Origin of the sequence: Nocardia sp. FDAARGOS_372, assembly GCF_002554515.1 — a bacterium.
GTDB classification, from domain to species: domain Bacteria; phylum Actinomycetota; class Actinomycetes; order Mycobacteriales; family Mycobacteriaceae; genus Nocardia; species Nocardia farcinica.
On record NZ_PDDW01000001.1, the window covers coordinates 3,273,743 to 3,290,555 of the forward strand.

At 70.2% G+C, this 16,813-nt stretch carries 18 protein-coding genes and 1 other RNA gene; 7 read left to right on the top strand and 12 right to left on the bottom strand.

Going from position 1 to position 16,813, the window contains the following annotated elements; translation table 11 throughout:
- The first annotated feature begins 72 nt into the window (after positions 1-72).
- Together CRM89_RS15755 and CRM89_RS15760 are read left to right on the top strand one after the other, a co-directional pair.
- On the top strand, positions 73-723 hold the full coding sequence (locus CRM89_RS15755; RefSeq protein WP_098084704.1) for an FMN-dependent NADH-azoreductase: 651 nt from the start codon (positions 73-75) through the stop codon (positions 721-723).
- Entirely contained in the window at positions 720-1,040 is a 321-nt protein-coding gene (locus CRM89_RS15760; RefSeq protein WP_011211013.1) for a multidrug efflux SMR transporter, read from the top strand. The genes CRM89_RS15755 and CRM89_RS15760 overlap by 4 nt, the downstream gene beginning before the upstream one ends.
- Positions 1,041-1,175: 135 nt before the next feature.
- On the opposite strand, the gene ssrA is transcribed toward CRM89_RS15760, so the two are convergent.
- Positions 1,176-1,543, bottom strand: a transfer-messenger RNA (tmRNA) gene (gene ssrA / locus CRM89_RS15765).
- 262 nt (positions 1,544-1,805) lie between these two features.
- Between ssrA and CRM89_RS15770 the strand changes: the two genes are divergently transcribed.
- Complete coding sequence (locus CRM89_RS15770; RefSeq protein ID WP_098084708.1) at positions 1,806-3,107, top strand: ABC transporter substrate-binding protein; 1,302 nt, start codon at positions 1,806-1,808, stop codon at positions 3,105-3,107.
- A gap of 3 nt (positions 3,108-3,110) precedes the next feature.
- Here the strand turns inward: CRM89_RS15770 and smpB are convergent, their stop codons facing one another.
- The 10 genes from smpB to CRM89_RS15820 form a co-directional block, all read right to left on the bottom strand.
- Positions 3,111-3,584 carry an SsrA-binding protein SmpB gene (gene smpB / locus CRM89_RS15775; protein ID WP_041560354.1) on the bottom strand — a complete coding sequence of 158 codons (474 nt, stop codon included), beginning with the start codon at positions 3,582-3,584 and terminating at the stop codon, positions 3,111-3,113.
- Positions 3,585-3,638: 54 nt separating this feature from the next.
- Positions 3,639-3,878, bottom strand: a complete 240-nt coding sequence (locus CRM89_RS15780; protein ID WP_011211016.1) for a hypothetical protein — start codon at positions 3,876-3,878, stop codon at positions 3,639-3,641.
- An 82-nt stretch (positions 3,879-3,960) separates the two neighbouring features.
- Positions 3,961-5,037, bottom strand: a complete 1,077-nt coding sequence (locus CRM89_RS15785) for a metallophosphoesterase (protein ID WP_098084714.1) — start codon at positions 5,035-5,037, stop codon at positions 3,961-3,963.
- 81 nt (positions 5,038-5,118) lie between these two features.
- The gene (gene recQ, locus CRM89_RS15790; RefSeq protein ID WP_098087012.1) at positions 5,119-6,984 is read right to left on the bottom strand and encodes a DNA helicase RecQ; all 1,866 of its coding nucleotides are present in this window, start codon (positions 6,982-6,984) and stop codon (positions 5,119-5,121) included.
- Positions 6,985-7,079: 95 nt separating this feature from the next.
- Positions 7,080-7,982 carry a permease-like cell division protein FtsX gene (gene ftsX, locus CRM89_RS15795; protein ID WP_011211019.1) on the bottom strand — a complete coding sequence of 301 codons (903 nt, stop codon included), beginning with the start codon at positions 7,980-7,982 and terminating at the stop codon, positions 7,080-7,082.
- Entirely contained in the window at positions 7,982-8,671 is a 690-nt protein-coding gene (gene ftsE / locus CRM89_RS15800) for a cell division ATP-binding protein FtsE (RefSeq protein WP_011211020.1), read from the bottom strand. Before ftsE ends, ftsX begins: the two co-directional genes overlap by 1 nt.
- 51 nt (positions 8,672-8,722) lie before the next feature.
- Positions 8,723-8,941 (bottom strand): hypothetical protein, encoded by a 219-nt coding sequence (locus CRM89_RS15805; RefSeq protein WP_127516226.1) that lies wholly within the window; start codon positions 8,939-8,941, stop codon positions 8,723-8,725.
- Entirely contained in the window at positions 8,928-9,776 is an 849-nt protein-coding gene (locus CRM89_RS15810) for a mechanosensitive ion channel family protein (RefSeq protein ID WP_011211022.1), read from the bottom strand. Before CRM89_RS15810 ends, CRM89_RS15805 begins: the two co-directional genes overlap by 14 nt.
- A 143-nt stretch (positions 9,777-9,919) precedes the next feature.
- Positions 9,920-11,038, bottom strand: a complete 1,119-nt coding sequence (prfB, locus tag CRM89_RS15815; RefSeq protein WP_011211023.1) for a peptide chain release factor 2 — start codon at positions 11,036-11,038, stop codon at positions 9,920-9,922.
- A gap of 42 nt (positions 11,039-11,080) precedes the next feature.
- Complete coding sequence (locus CRM89_RS15820) at positions 11,081-11,938, bottom strand: helix-turn-helix domain-containing protein (RefSeq protein ID WP_098084717.1); 858 nt, start codon at positions 11,936-11,938, stop codon at positions 11,081-11,083.
- A gap of 148 nt (positions 11,939-12,086) precedes the next feature.
- On the opposite strand from CRM89_RS15820, the gene CRM89_RS15825 reads away from it, so the two are divergent.
- The gene (locus CRM89_RS15825) at positions 12,087-12,674 is read left to right on the top strand and encodes an NADPH-dependent FMN reductase (RefSeq protein WP_060594665.1); all 588 of its coding nucleotides are present in this window, start codon (positions 12,087-12,089) and stop codon (positions 12,672-12,674) included.
- Positions 12,675-12,681: 7 nt separating this feature from the next.
- Entirely contained in the window at positions 12,682-13,482 is an 801-nt protein-coding gene (hisN, locus tag CRM89_RS15830; RefSeq protein ID WP_060594664.1) for a histidinol-phosphatase, read from the top strand.
- Positions 13,483-13,557: 75 nt separating this feature from the next.
- Here the strand turns inward: hisN and CRM89_RS15835 are convergent, their stop codons facing one another.
- Positions 13,558-13,872 carry a hypothetical protein gene (locus CRM89_RS15835; protein ID WP_127516228.1) on the bottom strand — a complete coding sequence of 105 codons (315 nt, stop codon included), beginning with the start codon at positions 13,870-13,872 and terminating at the stop codon, positions 13,558-13,560.
- Between the two features lie 209 nt (positions 13,873-14,081).
- Here CRM89_RS15835 and CRM89_RS15840 point away from each other — a divergent pair, with 209 nt between their 5' ends.
- Complete coding sequence (locus tag CRM89_RS15840; protein ID WP_172964519.1) at positions 14,082-15,491, top strand: acyl-CoA dehydrogenase family protein; 1,410 nt, start codon at positions 14,082-14,084, stop codon at positions 15,489-15,491.
- 34 nt (positions 15,492-15,525) lie between these two features.
- Positions 15,526-16,743: an acyl-CoA dehydrogenase family protein gene (locus CRM89_RS15845; protein ID WP_060594662.1), complete on the top strand. Its 1,218-nt coding sequence runs from the start codon at positions 15,526-15,528 to the stop codon at positions 16,741-16,743.
- Positions 16,744-16,813: the final 70 nt, after the last annotated feature.

Below are 16,813 nucleotides of genomic sequence, written 5' to 3' on the forward strand. Positions count from 1 at the left end.
AGTGGACGACGTGTCCGGTTGATCTCTACGCTCTAAACGGACGCGATGTCCACTTAATCGAGAGGTTCCTCCATGCCCACCCTGTTGCATCTGGACGCCAGCCCCCGTCGCCGATCGATCAGCCGCGACATCGGCGCCGCCTTCGCCGACTCCTGGCGCGCGACCGCACCGAACGGCCACTACATCCACCGCGACCTGGCCGCCGATCCCGTCCCCTTCATCGATGCGGCGTGGACCGAGATCTGCGACGCCGTGCTCGCCGCGGGCGGCACCGACCTCGCCGCCCTCCCGACCCTCGTCCGCACCCCCGCCCAGGCCGCGGCCTGGCGGATCGTCGAACCACTGCTCGCCGAACTGCTCGCCGCCGACGTCGTGCTGATCGGCACACCGATGTACAACTACTCGATCCCGGCGGCGCTCAAGGCCTGGCTGGATCAGGTCACCTTCCCGCGGATGTCGCTGGCCCCGCGCCGCTTCGTCGTCGCCGCGTCCCGCGGCGGCAGCTACTCCCCCGGCGCTCCCAAAGCCGCGTTCGACCACAAGGAGCGCTACCTGCGCGACTTCTTCGCCGGCCACTTCGCCGTCACCGACACGGTGTTCGTCACCGCCGAACTCGCCAACGCGCGCCAGGACCCGGCACTGGCCGCCCGACGCGCCGAACACGACGCCTCCTACGCCGGCGCCCTCGACACCGCCCGTCGACTCGGCAAGGAATACCGATGAGCTGGCTGCTGCTCGCGTTCGCGGGCCTCGTGGAAATCGCCTGGTCCCAGAGCATCAAACCGACCCAGAACTTCACCCGCCCACTACCGACCCTGCTCTGCTTCGCCCTCGCCGCCACCGCCGTGTACCTGCTGTCACTGGCCATGCGCACCCTGCCGGTGGGGACCGCGTATGCGGTGTTCACCGGGATCGGAGCGGTGGGGGCCGTCGGATTGGGAGTGGTGGTGCACAAGGACCCGCTCAGCGCCGGCCGGATGATGGCGTTGGCGCTGATCGTCGGAGGGATCGTGCTGGCGCGCCTCACCAACCCGGAATGAGAATGGGCGGTTCAATTCCCCTGCGGTCCGGTGGTCTCCGCCGCCGGGGGTCCGACGAGCGCGGCAAACGACCTGGTCTGCGGGGGTCACGGCATGAAAAAGGCCCCTCACCTGGGTCTCGGGTGAGGGGCCCTCGAGTGGAGCTGCCGGGAATCGAACCCGGGTCCTCCGCCGCGTCTTCAGGGCTTCTCCGTGTGCAGTTCGCTGTGTCTCTGCTCGGATCTCTCGGTCACGCGAACAAGCCGAGATGACGATCCCAGTCGCTGTTGGATGTCCCGTCCGTCTCCGCGACCGAGGCGGACGGTGAGCCCTCTAGCTGATGCCGGCACCGGGACCGAGGGCATATCCCGGGCCGACAGAGACGCTTCGCTTAGGCAGCGAGAGCGTACTCGCGCTGATGAGAATCGGCGCTTAATTGGTTGCAGCGACGCTTACGGTGGTCTCTTGCCTGCACCGACACGCTTCCCCTGAATCAACGTACGCAGTCGAAACCGTTCAGCCCCGTACGTGCCCGCACCTTGCGGGCTAGTTACTTTAACATCGTACGCCGCCCGGATCATCCCGGTTTTTCGCCGCGGCGGGGCGTGGTGCCGATCACGATGCGGGGCCGGCGAACGGCTCGGCAACGGGGGCCGGACAGGGCCGTTCCTGGCGCGAATCACAAAGATGTCACACCGGTACCCACCGCTGGCTACCGCCGGGTATCTTCTCGAATCGGCCACCGGCGAGACCCAGCCATCCGGCGGCCGGAGTAGGAAGCGACTGATGCGAACCATCGGCCGGCGCCACCGTCTGTTCCACACCGCCGTGATCGGTTCGGTTCTGGGATTGGCGCTGGTCACCGGGTGTACCGACGCGGCCGAGCAGGCCGGTCCCGGCGTCACCGACGCGCCGTGCCCCCAGGCACTCGACGAGTCCAAGGGCTGCATCTACCTGGGGGTGCTGTCGGATCTGGCGGACGGTCCGTTCACCGCGCTCGGGTCCTCCATCCACGACGGACAGCGGGCGTTCTGGCACGCGGTCAACGCGGCGGGCGGTATCGCGGGCCGCGAGGTGGACATCAGCACCTACGCCAGGAACACCGGCTACGACCCGCAGCGGCACCGGGCCGAGTACGCGCGGATCGAGCCGCACGTGCTGGCGCTGGCGATGAGTTTCGGCACCGCCCAGACGATGGGGGTGCTGCCGGAGATGGAAGCCGCCGGGGTGGTGACCGGCGCGGGCACGCTGTGGTCGGGCTGGCAGTACCCGGACACCGACCGGAACCTGGTGCTGGACTACGGCTTCTCCTACTGCGCGGAGGCGGTGCTCGGGCTGGACTGGTTCAGCGACGCCCACTATCTGCCCAGCGGGATCGGCATCGTCGCCTATCGCGGCAACTACGGCGGTGACTACGCGAGCGGAGCGATGCGCTGGGCCGCGGCCAACGGCATCCCGGTCACCGCCCGCATCGACACCGGCCCGAACTCGGAGGTCGGCAACCAGGACGGGCCGGTCGCGACGATCCTGGCGAGCAAGCCGGACGTGGTCGTACTGGCGACCGGCCCGGTCGAGGCCGCCGAGATCATCGGCAAGCTGGTCGCGGGCGGCTACGAGGGCCGGTTCCTCGGCTCGACGCCGACCTGGAACAGTGCCCTGCTGCGGACTCCGGCCGCCGAGGCGATCACCGCCCTCTACAACTACACCTCACCGTTCGACGGCTGGGACGGGCACAGCGCGGGGGCGGCCAAGGCCCGCGCCGCCACCACCGAACCGCCCGCGAACTGGGGCTACAACCTGGGCTGGGCCACCTCGTATCCGATGAAGGAACTGCTCACCGCGGCGGCCGCGCAGGGCCCGCTGACCCGCCCCGCGCTGCGGCGGGCGTTGAGCGGCCTGACGGTCGACTCCGAGGGCATGGCACCGCAGCGGCGCTACGGCACCGACCGGCCCGACCTCGCCGCGGAGCGGGCGGTGATCAGTGTGCCGGACCCGGACGCACCGCTGGGTTCGCGCACGCTGGCCGCCGACTACCGTGGTCCGACGCTCGAGCGCATCACCTTCTCCGGGCCGTGCGCGCGGCTCTGAGGATCAGCGCATGCCCTTGACGCGACGGCCCAGCTCACGGGTCACCTCGCGTTCGGCGGTGCGGCGGGCCAGATCCTGGCGCTTGTCGTAGTCCTGCTTACCGCGCGCCAACGCCAGCTCGACCTTGACCTTGCCGTCGGAGAAGTACATCGACAGCGGCACCAGCGTCTGGTTGCCCTCGCGGGATTTACCGACCAGCCGTTCGATCTCGCGCTTGTGCAACAGCAGCTTTCGCACGCGGCGGGGCGAATGATTGGTCCAGGTGCCGTGGCTGAACTCGGGGATGTGCAGGCCGCGCAGCCACACCTCGCCGTTGTCGACGGTCGCGAAGGCGTCCACCAGCGAGGCCTTGCCCTCGCGCAGACTCTTGACCTCGGTACCGACCAGCACGATCCCGGCCTCGTAGGTGTCCAGGATCGTGTAGTTGTGCCGCGCCCGGCGGTTGGTCGCGATGACCTTTCGCCCCTTCTCCTTCATAACGGTCAACTCTAAGTGACGCGGCAACCGAATTATTCCCCCGGCGGGCCGGGCTCAGCCGCCGGGGCGCACCAGCAGGTAGAGCACGAGGACGCCGGCGAACGCGGCCACCATCAGCACCGTCGACAGGCGCGGCCTGCCCAGCCTGCGCGGCCCGCGTCTGCGGCCGAGCCACACCGACTCCACGGCCGCGTCGAGGGGGCCGTGCGGTGCCGGGGCGGGGGCGTCGGGCGGTGCGGTGGGGCTGGATGCTTCCGAACCTCCGCCGTCGGAGGGGGCGTCACCGGGTGCCATGCGTGCACGGTAACGCCCGGCGGGGGCACCGCGCCTGCCCACCACACCGGGTGTTGTGATTCGGTGATGTAACCCGGACCACTCAGGCGATGCGGCGGGCGAATTCCTCGGTGCCCGCGGCGGTGGCCGGATCCACGGTCACCACACGCAGATCCACACTCGCGGGTCCGAATTCCATGACCATGAACCCGAGTTGGTGGTAGCTCTCGAACAGCGCCGGGGTGCCGCCCTCGACCTGGCGCGGTAGCGCGCCGACGGTCTTGGCGGCGGCGCCGGAGACGATCTGGCGAGTGCCCTTGGCCGCCGGGCCCGGGTCGAGCACCTGCAGGCAGTGGTCGTGGCCGGACAGGATGAAGTGGCAGGCGCCGAGGACGTGTTCGGCGAAGAAGCGTTGTACGTGCACGCCGTTGATCGGCTCCAGCGTGAGCCCTTCGTAGCGGCCTGCGTTACCGTGCGGGCCGTTGCTCAGGTACGGGTGGTGGGTGCACACGACCTTCCACCGCGCGGGCGACTCGGCGACCGCGCGGTCGAACCAGGTGCGCTGCTCGGTCATGTACTGACCGTCCACCGACCAGTAGGGCGAGAGGATCGGCGGGATGTAGGCGGCGAGCGGGTTGAGATCGAGCACGAAGAACTCGACGACCGGGTCGGGGTCGGACACCCGCACCGAGTAGTACCGGCTCGGCATCCACCAGCGGGGTGAGACGGCGTGGTACTCGACCTCGTGATTGCCGCGCAGCAGCCAGCCACCGTCGCCGGGCAGGATCGAGCTGGTGTCGTGGTTGCCGAGCACCATCGCCCACGGGAAGTCCAGGCCGGTGTTGGGTTGCTCGAACTTGGCACCGAACTGGATGTCGTCGCCGCTGTTCGGGCCGGTCTCGTAGATGTTGTCGCCGAGGCCGAGCGCCATGCCGAAGGGTTCGCGGGCGTGCCAGGCGCGTGCGGCGTCGGCGACGGCCCACTGGGTGCGGGTGCCGGTGCCCGCGTCGCCGGTGACGAGCACCCGCACCGAGCGGCCGGTGGGAAAGCCGAACTTCTGCACGCCCGCGTCGACCGGCACGGCCTGGGCCGGGGTGAGCCCGGCCAGCCCGACGCCCGCCGCGAGCGCCGCCGCGCCGGTCAGCAGTTCCCGGCGCCCGATGCCCTGTGCCTCACTCATCCCCGGCCCTCCACCCGTCGACGTCCCGCACATCCTCGCCCATCCTGGCCTGTCCCGCGCTCCGGGCGCACGCCGCCGGCCTCATGCGGCGGCGAGCACGTCGAGCACCTGCTGACCGTACTTGGCCAGCTTGTTCTCGCCGACGCCGCCGACGCCGCCGAGCTCGGCCAGCGTGGTCGGCTTGCGCGCGGCGATCTCGCGCAGCGTCGCGTCGTGGAAGACGACGTAGGCGGGCACCCCCTGTTCCTTGGCCGTGGCGGCCCGCCATTCGCGCAGCTTCTCGAACACCGGCACGTCGGCGGCGGGCAGATCGGCGACCACCGCGCGCGCGGCCTTACCGCCGCGCGCCTGCTTGACCGGGCGCTCGGGTTCGCGCCGCAACATCACCTTGCGGCCGCCGAAGAGCACCTCCTCGCTGGCCGGGGTGAGCGTCAGCACCCCGTAGTCGCCGCGCACCGCGAGCAACCCCTGTGCCAGGAGTTGTCGCACCACGCCGCGCCACTCGGTGTCGCGCAGATCGGCACCGACACCGAACACCGTCAGCTCGTGGTGGTCGTACTGCAGCACCTTGGGGTTCTTCTTGCCGAGCAGGATGTCGAGCACGTGGCCCGCGCCGAAGGCCTGGCCGCGTTCCCGGTCGAGCCGCAGCACCGCCGAGAGCAGTTTCTGGGCAGCCACGGTGCCGTCCCAGGACTCGGGTGGATTCAGGCAGGTGTCGCAGTTGCCGCAGCCGGTGCCGTGCTGGCCGAAGTAGGCCAGCAGTTGCGCACGGCGACAGTCCACGGTTTCACACAGCGCGAGCATCGCGTCCAGATGCAGCTGCAACTGCCTGCGGTGCGCGGCGTCGCCCTCGGAGGAGTCGATGAGTTTGCGCTGCTGCACCACGTCGTTGAGGCCGTAGACCATCCACGCGGTCGCGGGCAGTCCGTCGCGGCCCGCGCGACCGGTCTCCTGGTAGTAGCCCTCCACCGATTTGGGCAGGTCGAGATGGGCAACGAAGCGGACGTCCGGCTTGTCGATACCCATGCCGAAGGCGATGGTGGCGACCACCACGAGGCCGTCCTCGCGCAGGAACCGGGACTGGTTCGCCGCGCGGGTGCGGTTGTCCAGGCCCGCGTGATACGGCACCGCCCCGATGCCGTTCTCGTTCAGGAAGGCGGCGGTCTTCTCCACGGAGTTGCGCGAGAGGCAGTACACGATGCCCGCGTCGCCGGGGTGCTCGGTGCGGATGAAATCGAGCAGTTGCCGCTCGGCGCGGTTCTTCGGCTCGATGCGGTACTGGATGTTGGGCCGGTCGAAGCTGGCGACGAAGCGGCGCGCCGACCCGAGGTCGAGCCGGTGGATGATCTCGTCGCGGGTCTTCTCGGTGGCGGTGGCGGTGAGCGCGATGCGCGGCACGTCCGGCCAGCGCTCGTGCAGCATCGACAGCGCCAGGTAGTCGGGGCGGAAGTCGTGGCCCCACTGCGCGACGCAGTGCGCCTCGTCGATGGCGAACAACGCGACCTTGCCACGGTTGAGCAGCCGCGCGGTGGACTCCAGCCGCAGCCGCTCCGGGGCGAGGTAGAGCAGGTCGAGCTCCCCGGCCAGGAACTGCGCCTCGACGGTGGCGCGCTCGTCGGGGAACTGGGTGGAGTTGAGGAAGCCGGCACGCACGCCCAGCGCGGACAGGGCGTCGACCTGGTCCTGCATCAACGCGATGAGCGGCGAGACCACCACCCCGACACCGGGCCGCACCAGCGCGGGCACCTGGTAGCACAGCGACTTGCCGCCGCCGGTCGGCATCAGCACCAGGGCGTCGCCACCGCCGATGACGTGCTCGACGATGGCCGCCTGGTCGCCGCGGAAGCTGTCGTACCCGAAGACGCGCCGCAGAACCTCTTGTGCCGCACCGATTCCGGCCCCGGAGGGGGCGTCCGTGGCGGGCGAGAAGGCGTCGGGGTGATCCACGCGGCCCATCCTACGAGCGCCGCCCGACACCCGCGCCCCGGACGGCGTCCGTTTCCCGGCTCACACCCCGAGTTGTCCACAGGTGGACAACTCGCTCACTCCCGCACGTAGTAGCGCAGCGTGACATAGGCCGCGACCGCGGCGGCCAGCACGCCGACCGGTGCGATGGTCAGCGCGACCACGGCGATGTCGTCGCCGGTGATGCGGGGGAACACATTGCTGTCGAACAGCGGCCCCAGCGCCCGGTCGATCACCAGCGGACGCGCGACCAGCAGCCCGGCGATCGCCAGCAGGGACCCGATCACCGCCGCGACCACGGCCTCGAGCAGGAACGGCAGCTGGGTGTACCAGCGGGTCGCACCGACCAGGCGCATGATGCCGACCTCGGTGCGGCGGGTGAACGCCGCGATCTGCATCATGTTCGCGATCAGCAGCAGCGCCGCCAGCGCCATCACCACCGCCAGGCCGAAGGCCGCGTTGCGCAGGCCGTCGAACAACCGCAGCAGCCGGTCGACGAACTCGCGATCGTTGGCGACCGTGCGCACGCCCTCGCGGTCGGCGAAGGTCTGATAGATGTGCTCGTACTGGCCGCCGTCGGTCATCTTCACCCGCATCGAGGCGGGCAGCGGCGTCTCGGAGATGTACTGCACCATCTCCGGCTGGTCCTCGAACAGCTTCTTGGCCTCCTCGAGGGCGGCCGCGCGGTTGAGGAACTGCACGCTCACCACGCCCGAGGTGGCCTTCATGTCCGCCAGCAGGGTCTTGCACGGGTCGGCGGCGCAGTCGGGGTCGTTGTCGGAGATGTTCTCGTCGAGGTAGAAGCGCACCTCGAGCCGGCCGGTGAAGTACTGCTCGGTCTTGTCGGCCATCCGCACCGACAGCAGGCCGCCGCCGAGCATCGCCAGCGAGACCGCGGTGGTGAGGATCATCGCCACGGTCATGGTCACGTTGCGGCGCAGGCCGGTGACGACCTCGCCGAGCAGGAAGCTGCCGCGCATTACCGCCCCACCCCGTAGACGCCGGTCGCCTCGTCGCGCACCAGCCTGCCGTGATCGAGTTCGACCACCCGTCTGCGCATCGCGTCGACGATGTGGTTGTCGTGGGTGGCCATCAGCACCGTGGTGCCGGTGCGGTTGATGCGCTCGAGCAGCAGCATGATCTCGCCGCTGGTGTCGGGGTCGAGGTTGCCGGTCGGCTCGTCGGCCAGCAGCACCAGCGGCCGGTTCACGAACGCGCGCGCGATCGCCACGCGCTGCTGCTCACCACCGGACAGCTCGCTGGGCAGCCGGTCGGCCTTGCCGCCGAGGCCCACCATGTCGAGCACCTCGGGGACGGTGCGCTCGATGACCTGACGCCGCTTGCCGATCACTTCCAGCGCGAACGCCACGTTCTCCTGGACCGTCTTCTGCTGCAGCAACCGGAAGTCCTGGAACACGCAGCCCATCCGCTGACGCAGCTTGGGAACCTTGCGCCCGGGCAACCGGTCGACCCGGAAATCGGCGACCCGGATCTCTCCGGCCGTCGGCGACTCCTCCTTGAGCAGCAGCCGCATGAAGGTCGACTTCCCGGAACCGGACGGTCCGATGATGAAGACGAACTCGCCCTTGTCCACATCCACCGTGATGTTGTCCAGCGCGGGTCGCGTCGAGGTCTTGTACGACTTGGTGACGTTCCGCATGGTGATCACGGGGAGCCAGTGTAGCCAGCGGGCGCGGCGGCCGACCGGGCCCCGCGGCCGCTACGGGCCCGATTGCCCGGTGTTCGCCGAGGCGGGCACCGTGTTGTTGTTCACCACGGCCGGGGTGGTGCCGCTGATCGGGGAGATCTTGGTCGCGACCTGCTGGTCCGGCTTGACGAACACGTACAGCACGAAGGTCGCGATCCAGGCCGCGACCAGGATCGCGGTCGACTTGCGGGGCTTCACGTCCAAAAGCTCGGTCTTCTTACGCAGTTTCACTGATTCCCTCCCGGCGCAGTGCCGAGGCCACCCGGACCCGCAGCTCGCGGCCCACCTCGAACTGCTTGCCCGGCAATGTGCGCGCGACCATCCTGATGTTCATCTGATCCACCGAGAGGTCGTCCAAACCCATCACCGTCGGCTCGTCGAGCAGCAGCGGCTCGAGTCGCGGATCACGGAAGGCCTCGGCGCCTACCTTGTGCAGGATCTCGTTGACCCGGGTGATGTCGGCGCTGGCGGCCACCGGCACGTCGATCGCGGCGCGCGCCCAATCCTTGGACAGGTTGGTCACTTTCACGATCTGCCCGTTCGGCACGGTGATCACCTCGCCGTCGGCGTTGCGCAGCGTGGTGATGCGCAGGGTCACGTCCTCGACCGTGCCCTCGGCCATCTCGGCCGAGCCGGTGACCGCGATCCGCACCACATCGCCGAAGCCGTACTGGCGCTCGGTGATGAGGAAGAACCCGGCGAGGATGTCCTGCACGATGCGCTGCGCGCCGAAGCCGAGCGCGGCGCCGAGCACGGCCGCGGGCGCGACCAGGCCGGTCACCTGGAAGCCGAGGCGCTGCAGCACCTCCATGCCCACCAGCACGTAGGCGATGGTGAGCACCACCCAGGTGAGCACCTGCGCCAGCGCGTGCCGGTGCTTGGCGGCCTCGGTGCGCACCAGCGCGTCGCCGCCGCGGAACCCGGCGTCGATCTTCGCGGTGATCCGGTCGCGTACGTACGTCGCGAACCGGCTGAACAGCATCGCGCCGAGGATCAGCAGCACGATCTCGAGGCCGTTGGAACGCAACCAGGCCGTGTTCTCGGCGGCCGAGGCGAGCGCCGTCACCGCGCCCCTCGCTGCCGCGTCACACCATCCGGAACAAACACGCCAGACAGGCTACCCCGCTCGCGCCGCGGCGACTCGTCCACGCGGGCATCCGAGGTCACCGACATCATCCACCCGTCGATCGAAAGCCGCTCCGCCGCAGGCTAACTCGCCTGACTCTCGCGCATGCGCCAGCGGATGCCGCTCTCGATGAAGCCATCGATGTCACCATTGAGCACGGCCGAGGGATTGTTCACCTCGTAGTTGGTGCGCAGGTCCTTGACCATCTGGTACGGGTGCAGCACATACGACCGCATCTGGTTGCCCCAGGACGCGCCCTCGTTGGTCTTGAGGGCGTCCATCTCGGCGCGCTCCTCCTGCCGCTTGCGTTCGAGCAGCTTGGCCTGCAGCACGCGCATGGCCGAGATCTTGTTCTGCAGCTGCGATTTCTCGTTCTGGCAGGTCACGACGATGCCGGTGGGGATGTGGGTGATGCGCACCGCGGAGTCGGTGGTGTTGACCGACTGGCCGCCCGGACCCGACGAACGGTAGACGTCGACGCGGATCTCGGTCTCGGGCACCTCGATGTGGTCGGTGGTTTCCACCACCGGCAGCACCTCGACCTCGGCGAAGGAGGTCTGCCTGCGGCCCTGGTTGTCGAACGGGCTGATCCGCACCAGCCGGTGGGTGCCCATCTCGACCGAGAGAGTGCCGTAGGCGTAGGGGGTCTTCACCGCGAAGGTGGCGCTCTTGATCCCGGCCTCCTCGGCGTAGGAGGTGTCGTAGACCTCCACCGGGTAGCCGTGCCGGTCGGCCCAGCGGATGTACATGCGCATCAGCATCTCGGCCCAGTCCGCGGCGTCCACGCCACCGGCGCCGGAACGGATGTTGACCAGCGCCTCGCGCTTGTCGTACTCGCCCGAGAGCAGGGTGCGGACCTCCATCGCCTCCACGTCGCTGTGCAGCGCGGCGCGCTCGGCGTCGGCCTCCTCGAGCGCGGCCGTCCTGGCCTCGCCCTCCTCGCCCTCGGCGAGTTCGTAGAGCACCGGCAGGTCCTCGAGCCGCCTGCGCAGATCCTCGACCCGGCGCAACTCGCCCTGCGCGTGGGAGAGTTCGCTGGTCACGCGCTGGGCATGGTCCTGGTCGTTCCACAGGTCCGGGTCCGCGGCCTGGTGTTCGAGCTCATCGATGCGGCGGCGCAGTTCCTCGATGTCGAGGACCGACTCGACCGTCTTGAGGGTGGCGTCGAGTTCGGCGAGATCAGCGGAAACGTCAGGATGCACGATCTCCAAGGCTACCGGTCCCCCGCGAGCCGGTGAAACCGCTCACCCGGAGACCGCGCGCAGGCCACCGGGACGCCGCCCGGCCAGGGTGTCCAGGGCCGCGGCGGTGGCCTCGTCCGCGGGCAGGTGCACGACCAGCCGTTGCGCGTCGTCGGCGGAGAGGTCGAGTGTCTCGTAGGCCAGCCGCAACGCGCCGACCTCGGGATGGTGCATCCGCATCACGCCGGTCGCGGCGGGCAGGCCGGGCACCGACGCCACCCGGTCGGTGAACTCCGCGCCCGCCACCACGGTGAGCTGGTCGGCCAGCGCGGCCAGGGCCGGATCGGCGCGGAACGGCCCCTGCTTGAGGGTGGCGACCCACTGATCGGCGACGTGCGACCAGTCGGGGTAGAGCTCGCGAGCTCGCGGATCGGCGAAGACGTACCAGGCGAGGTGGCCGTCGTTGTCGGCGTCGAAGAGCCCGGTCGGCGCCATCAGCCTGCGGTAGGCCGTGGTGGCGGCGACCACGACGCCGGTCTGGTCGAACAGCGCCGCGGCGGCCGGATCGAGGTGGTCGAGCAGGGCGCGCACGGTGGGACGCACCTCGCGGGCGGCCGGCTGCTGCCCCGTGCAGGTGAAGCCCGGGTCGCTCGCCTTCGTGAGGCGATACAGGTGCACCCGCTCGTTCGGGGTCAGCCGCAGGGCGTCCGACAGCGCCGACAGCACCGCGGGCGAGGGCCTGCGGTCGCGGCCCTGTTCGAGCCGGGTGAGGTATTCCACGCTCACCCCGGCCAGCGTCGCCAGTTCGGCACGCCGCAGGCCGGGGGTGCGGCGCCGCGGGCCCGCGGGCAGGCCGACCCGGGCGGGCTCGACGGCTTCGCGCCGGGACCGCAGGAACAGACCCAACTCGTTGTCGCTCACCCCTGGAACGGTACAAGCGCGCGGCGCCGGAAGGGTGGCCCTCGTACTACCACCCTGACCGCGGTCTCCCTGGTCGGCGCCGCCGTCGGCAGTCTCGACAGCGGCGGACGCGACCGGCGCGACCGCCGGACAGGGGAAGGAACACGAGATGTCGGCATTGAGGCTCGCGGTGATCATCGGCAGCGTCCGGGAAGGCCGGTTCGGCCCGACCGTCGCCGCATGGACGGCCGAGCAGGCGGTCGCGGACGGCCGCTTCGAGGTGGACGTGATCGATCTGGCGGAGATGGAGTTGCCGCACGCGCTGCCGGCGACCCCACCCGCCCTCGAACCCGATCCGCCGCGCCCGGCGGGCATGCGGGAGCTGAGCGAGCGGTTGGCGGCGGCGGACGCCTTCGTGATCGTCACGCCCGACTACAACCGCAGCTACCCGGCGGCACTGAAGGCCGCCATCGACTGGCATTTCACCCAGTGGGACGCCAAGGCGATCGGTTTCGTCGGCTACAGCGGCGCCAGCGGTGGCCTGCTGGCCATCGAGCACCTGCGCCAGGTGTTCACCGAGTTGAACGCGCACACGGTGCGCAACTACGTCGCGTTCCCGCGGTACTACCTGCTCTTCGACGAACAGGGCGGGTTGCGCGACCCCGAGGAGCCCGCGGCCGCGGCGAAGGCCATGTTCGATCAGTTGCACTGGTGGGCGAGCGCGCTGGTGCGGGCGCGGGCGGCGGCGGTGGCGTGACCGGATAATGTTGGCGGCCGTGGCTGCTCACTCCTCCGATCTGGAACTCGCGCTGCGGCTCGCCGACGAGGCCGACGCCATCACCAAGGCGCGCTTCGGCGCCATCGACCTGAAGGTCGACGCCAAGCCCGACCTCACCCCGGTCTCCGACGCGGACCTGGCCGTCGAGGAGTCCATCCGGCGCCTGCTCGCGCACGCGCGCCCCGACGACGCGGTCCTCGGCGAGGAGTTCGGCGGCGACGCGGAGTTCCGCGGCAGGCAGTGGGTCATCGACCCGATCGACGGCACCAAGAATTTCGTGCGCGGCGTGCCGATCTGGGCGAGCCTGATCGCCCTGCTCGAGGACGGCGTGCCCGTGGTGGGCGTGGTCAGCGCGCCCGCGCTCGCCCGGCGCTGGTGGGCGGCGAGCGGGTCGGGGGCGTGGACGAGCTTCCACCCGGGCGCGCCGCGACCGATCACCGTCTCGGCGGTCGGCGAGCTGGACGCGGCCAGCCTGGCTTTCTCCAGTCTGTCGGGCTGGCGCGAGCGCGGCCTGCGCGAGCGGTTCCTCGACCTCACCGACGCGGTGTGGCGGGTGCGCGGCTACGGCGACTTCTTCAGTTACTGCCTGCTCGCCGAGGGCGCGGTGGACATCGCCACCGAGCCGGAGGTCTCGCTGTGGGATCTGGCCGCCCTCGACATCCTGGTCCGCGAGGCGGGCGGCCGCTTCACCGCGTTGTCCGGGCAGCCCGGCCCGCACGGTGGTGACGCGGTGGCCACCAACGGCCTGCTGCACGAGGCCGTGCTCTCCCGGCTTTCCCGGGACTGACCCCGGGCGAACCGCCCCCATCGACGGCTCGCCCGGGTGTCGCGGCGCCCCCGACCGGCGCCACGGCGCGACCGGTCAGCCCGCCGAACCGGTCGGCAGCTGTACCGAGCCCGCGCTCGAGCCGCTGCCGCCCGAGCCCGAGGCCGAGCCGGACCCGCCGGAACCGGTCGGCGGGAACTGCGCCTCGCCCGAACCGAGGTCGACACCCGCGCCGCCCTCGCCCGAGCCCAGATCGAAGATGGGTCCGCCGGACCCGAAGTCGACCTGCGGACCGCCTGGGTCCACGTCGACATCGGCGGGCACCAGCGGTAGGCCCGGCTCGGCATGCGCTGGCGCGCACACGATTCCGGCGGCCAGGGCGATACCGGCCGCCAGCACAATACGTTTCATGGTCAAGACCTCCGTTTCGGGGGACAGGTGCCGACACGGTAGCCGAATCCGACAGCTTCTGAAGTGCCTTTGTTTCAGAAAGAATCCACCGGGACGCCGTCACACTTGCCGGGGACGACTCGACGCCCTTCTTACTCTGGAGTAAGGTGGGTCTTACTCAGGAGTAAGATAGCGACGACCTGACCTCACCCCACCCCAGCAGAAACCAGGTGATGATGAGCACTCGAGACAGCGCGACGAAGCGACGTCCCGCCGCCGGACGCAGCGACGACTCCGCCGTCGGCCTGAACCAGCCCAAGCGGGACTGGATGGGCGCGGCCATGCGGGTCATGACGACGATCACCGGCTCCGACCTCGTCGAGAAGTACAACCTGCGCAAGCCCATCGAGCGCGTCACCTACGAAGGCACCAAGACCGGCTTCCGCACCCTCGGCGCGGCGACCAGGGCCTTCAACAAGGTGGCGGGCAACGGGGCGCCGAAGCGGCTGCCGGACAACGAATCCAAGAACAAGGACCTGTTCGACCTCACCCCCACCGACGATCAGCAGATGATCGTCGAGACGGTCAAGGAGTTCGCCGCCGAGATCCTGCGGCCCGCCGCGGCAGGCGCCGACGCCGAGGCCAAGGCCCCCGCCGACCTGGTCGCCCGCGCCGCCGAACTGGGCATCACCGTCATCAACGTGCCCGAGGAGCTCGACGGTGTGGCCACCGAGCGCGGCGCGGTGACCAACTCGCTGGTCGCCGAGGCCCTCGCGCACGGTGACATGGGCCTGGCGCTGCCGATCCTTGCCCCCAGCGGTGTCGCGGTCGCGCTCGCGCAGTGGGGCACCGACGCCCAGCAGCGCACCTACCTGCCCGCCTTCGCCGGGGAGAACGTGCCGCAGGCCTCCGTGGTGATCGCCGAGCCGCGCCCGCTGTTCGACCCGTTCGCGCTGCAGACCAAGGCCACCCGCTCCCCCAGCGGCTACCGCCTCAACGGCGTCAAGAGCCTGGTGCCCGCGGCCGCCGACGCCGAACTGTTCCTGGTCGCCGCCGAACTCGACGGCCGCCCCGCGCTGTTCATCGTCGAGTCCGACGCGCAGGGCCTGGTCGTGGAGGCCGACCCGAGCATGGGTCTGCGCGCGGCGGGCATCGGCAGGCTGATCCTGAACAACGTGGCCGTCTCCACCGAGGCCGTGCTGGGCGACAGCGACCCGGCCGCGCGCGCCGAGGAATACGCCGACGCCGTCCGGCTGGCCCGCCTCGGCTGGGCCTCGCTGGCCGTCGGCACCGGTCAGGCCGTGCTGGACTACGTGATCCCCTACGTCAACGAGCGCGAAGCGTTCGGCGAGCCGATCTCGCACCGGCAGGCGGTGGCGTTCATGGTCGCCAACATCGCCATCGAACTCGACGGCATCCGCCTGGTGACGATGCGCGGCGCCGCCCGCGCCGAGCAGGGCCGCTCCTTCGGCCGCGAGGCCGCGCTGGCCCGCAAGCTCGCCACCGACAAGGGCATGCAGATCGGCCTGGACGGCGTGCAGCTGCTCGGCGGCCACGGCTTCACCAAGGAACACCCGGTCGAGCGCTGGTACCGCGATCTGCGGGCGATCGGCGTCGCCGAGGGCGTCGTCCTCATCTGACCCGGCTCGTTTCTTTCTTCAGGAGACCCCTTCCATGATCAATCTCGAACTCCCCAAGAAGCTGCGGGCCAGCGCCAACCAGGCCCATCAGGTCGCGGCGCAGATCTTCCGCCCGATCTCGCGCAAGTACGACCTGGCCGAACACGAATACCCGGTCGAACTGGACACCATGGCCGCCATGGTGGAGGGCCTGGCCGACTCGGGCACCCAGAAGATCAGCGGCGCCAGCGGCGGCCGCTCCGACGACGAGCACGCCACCGAACTGCTCGGCAACAGCAACGGCGGCAACATGTCCGCGCTGCTGAACGCCCTGGAGACCTCCTGGGGTGACGTCGGCCTGATGCTGTCCATCCCCTACCAGGGCCTGGGCAACGCCGCCATCGCCGCGGTCGCCACCGACGAGCAGCTGAAGCGCTTCGGCAAGGTGTGGGCCGCGATGGCCATCACCGAACCCTCCTTCGGCTCCGACTCCGCGGCCGTGAGCACCACCGCGGTGCGCGACGGCGACGAGTGGGTGCTCAACGGCGAGAAGATCTTCGTCACCGCGGGCCAGCGCGCCACCCACATCGTGGTGTGGGCGACGCTGGACAAGAGCCTCGGGCGCGCGGCGATCAAGTCGTTCGTGGTGCCCCGCGACGCTCCCGGCCTGTCGGTGGCCCGGCTCGAGCACAAGCTCGGCATCCGCGCCTCCGACACCGCCGTGCTGCTGCTGCAGGACTGCCGCATCCCGGCCGACAACATCCTGGGCAGCCCGGAGATCAACGTGGAGAAGGGTTTCGCGGGGGTCATGCAGACCTTCGACAACACCCGCCCGCTGGTCGCCGCGATGGCGGTGGGCGTGGCCCGCGCCGCCCTCGAGGAACTGCGACGCCTGCTCGACGCCGCGGGCATCGAGGTCTCCTACGACACCCCGGCGATGAACCAGCACGCCGCGGCCGCCGAATTCCTGCGCATGGAGGCCGATTACGAGGCCGCCTACCTGCTCGCGCTGCGCGCGGCGTGGATGGCCGACAACAAGAAGCCGAACTCGCTGGAAGCCTCGATGTCCAAGGCCAAGGCGGGCCGCACCGGCACCGACGTGACCCTCAAGGCCGTCGAACTCGCCGGCACCCTCGGCTACTCCGAGCACACCCTGCTCGAGAAGTGGGGCCGCGACTCGAAGATCCTCGACATCTTCGAAGGCACCCAGCAGATCCAGCAGCTGATCGTCGCCCGCCGCGTGCTCGGGCTGACCAGCGCCGAACTGAAGTAGCCAGGTCAGACACGTGAAACCGGTCCGAGCCACCGCAGTAGCCCGGACCGGTTTCACGTTTCCAGCGAGA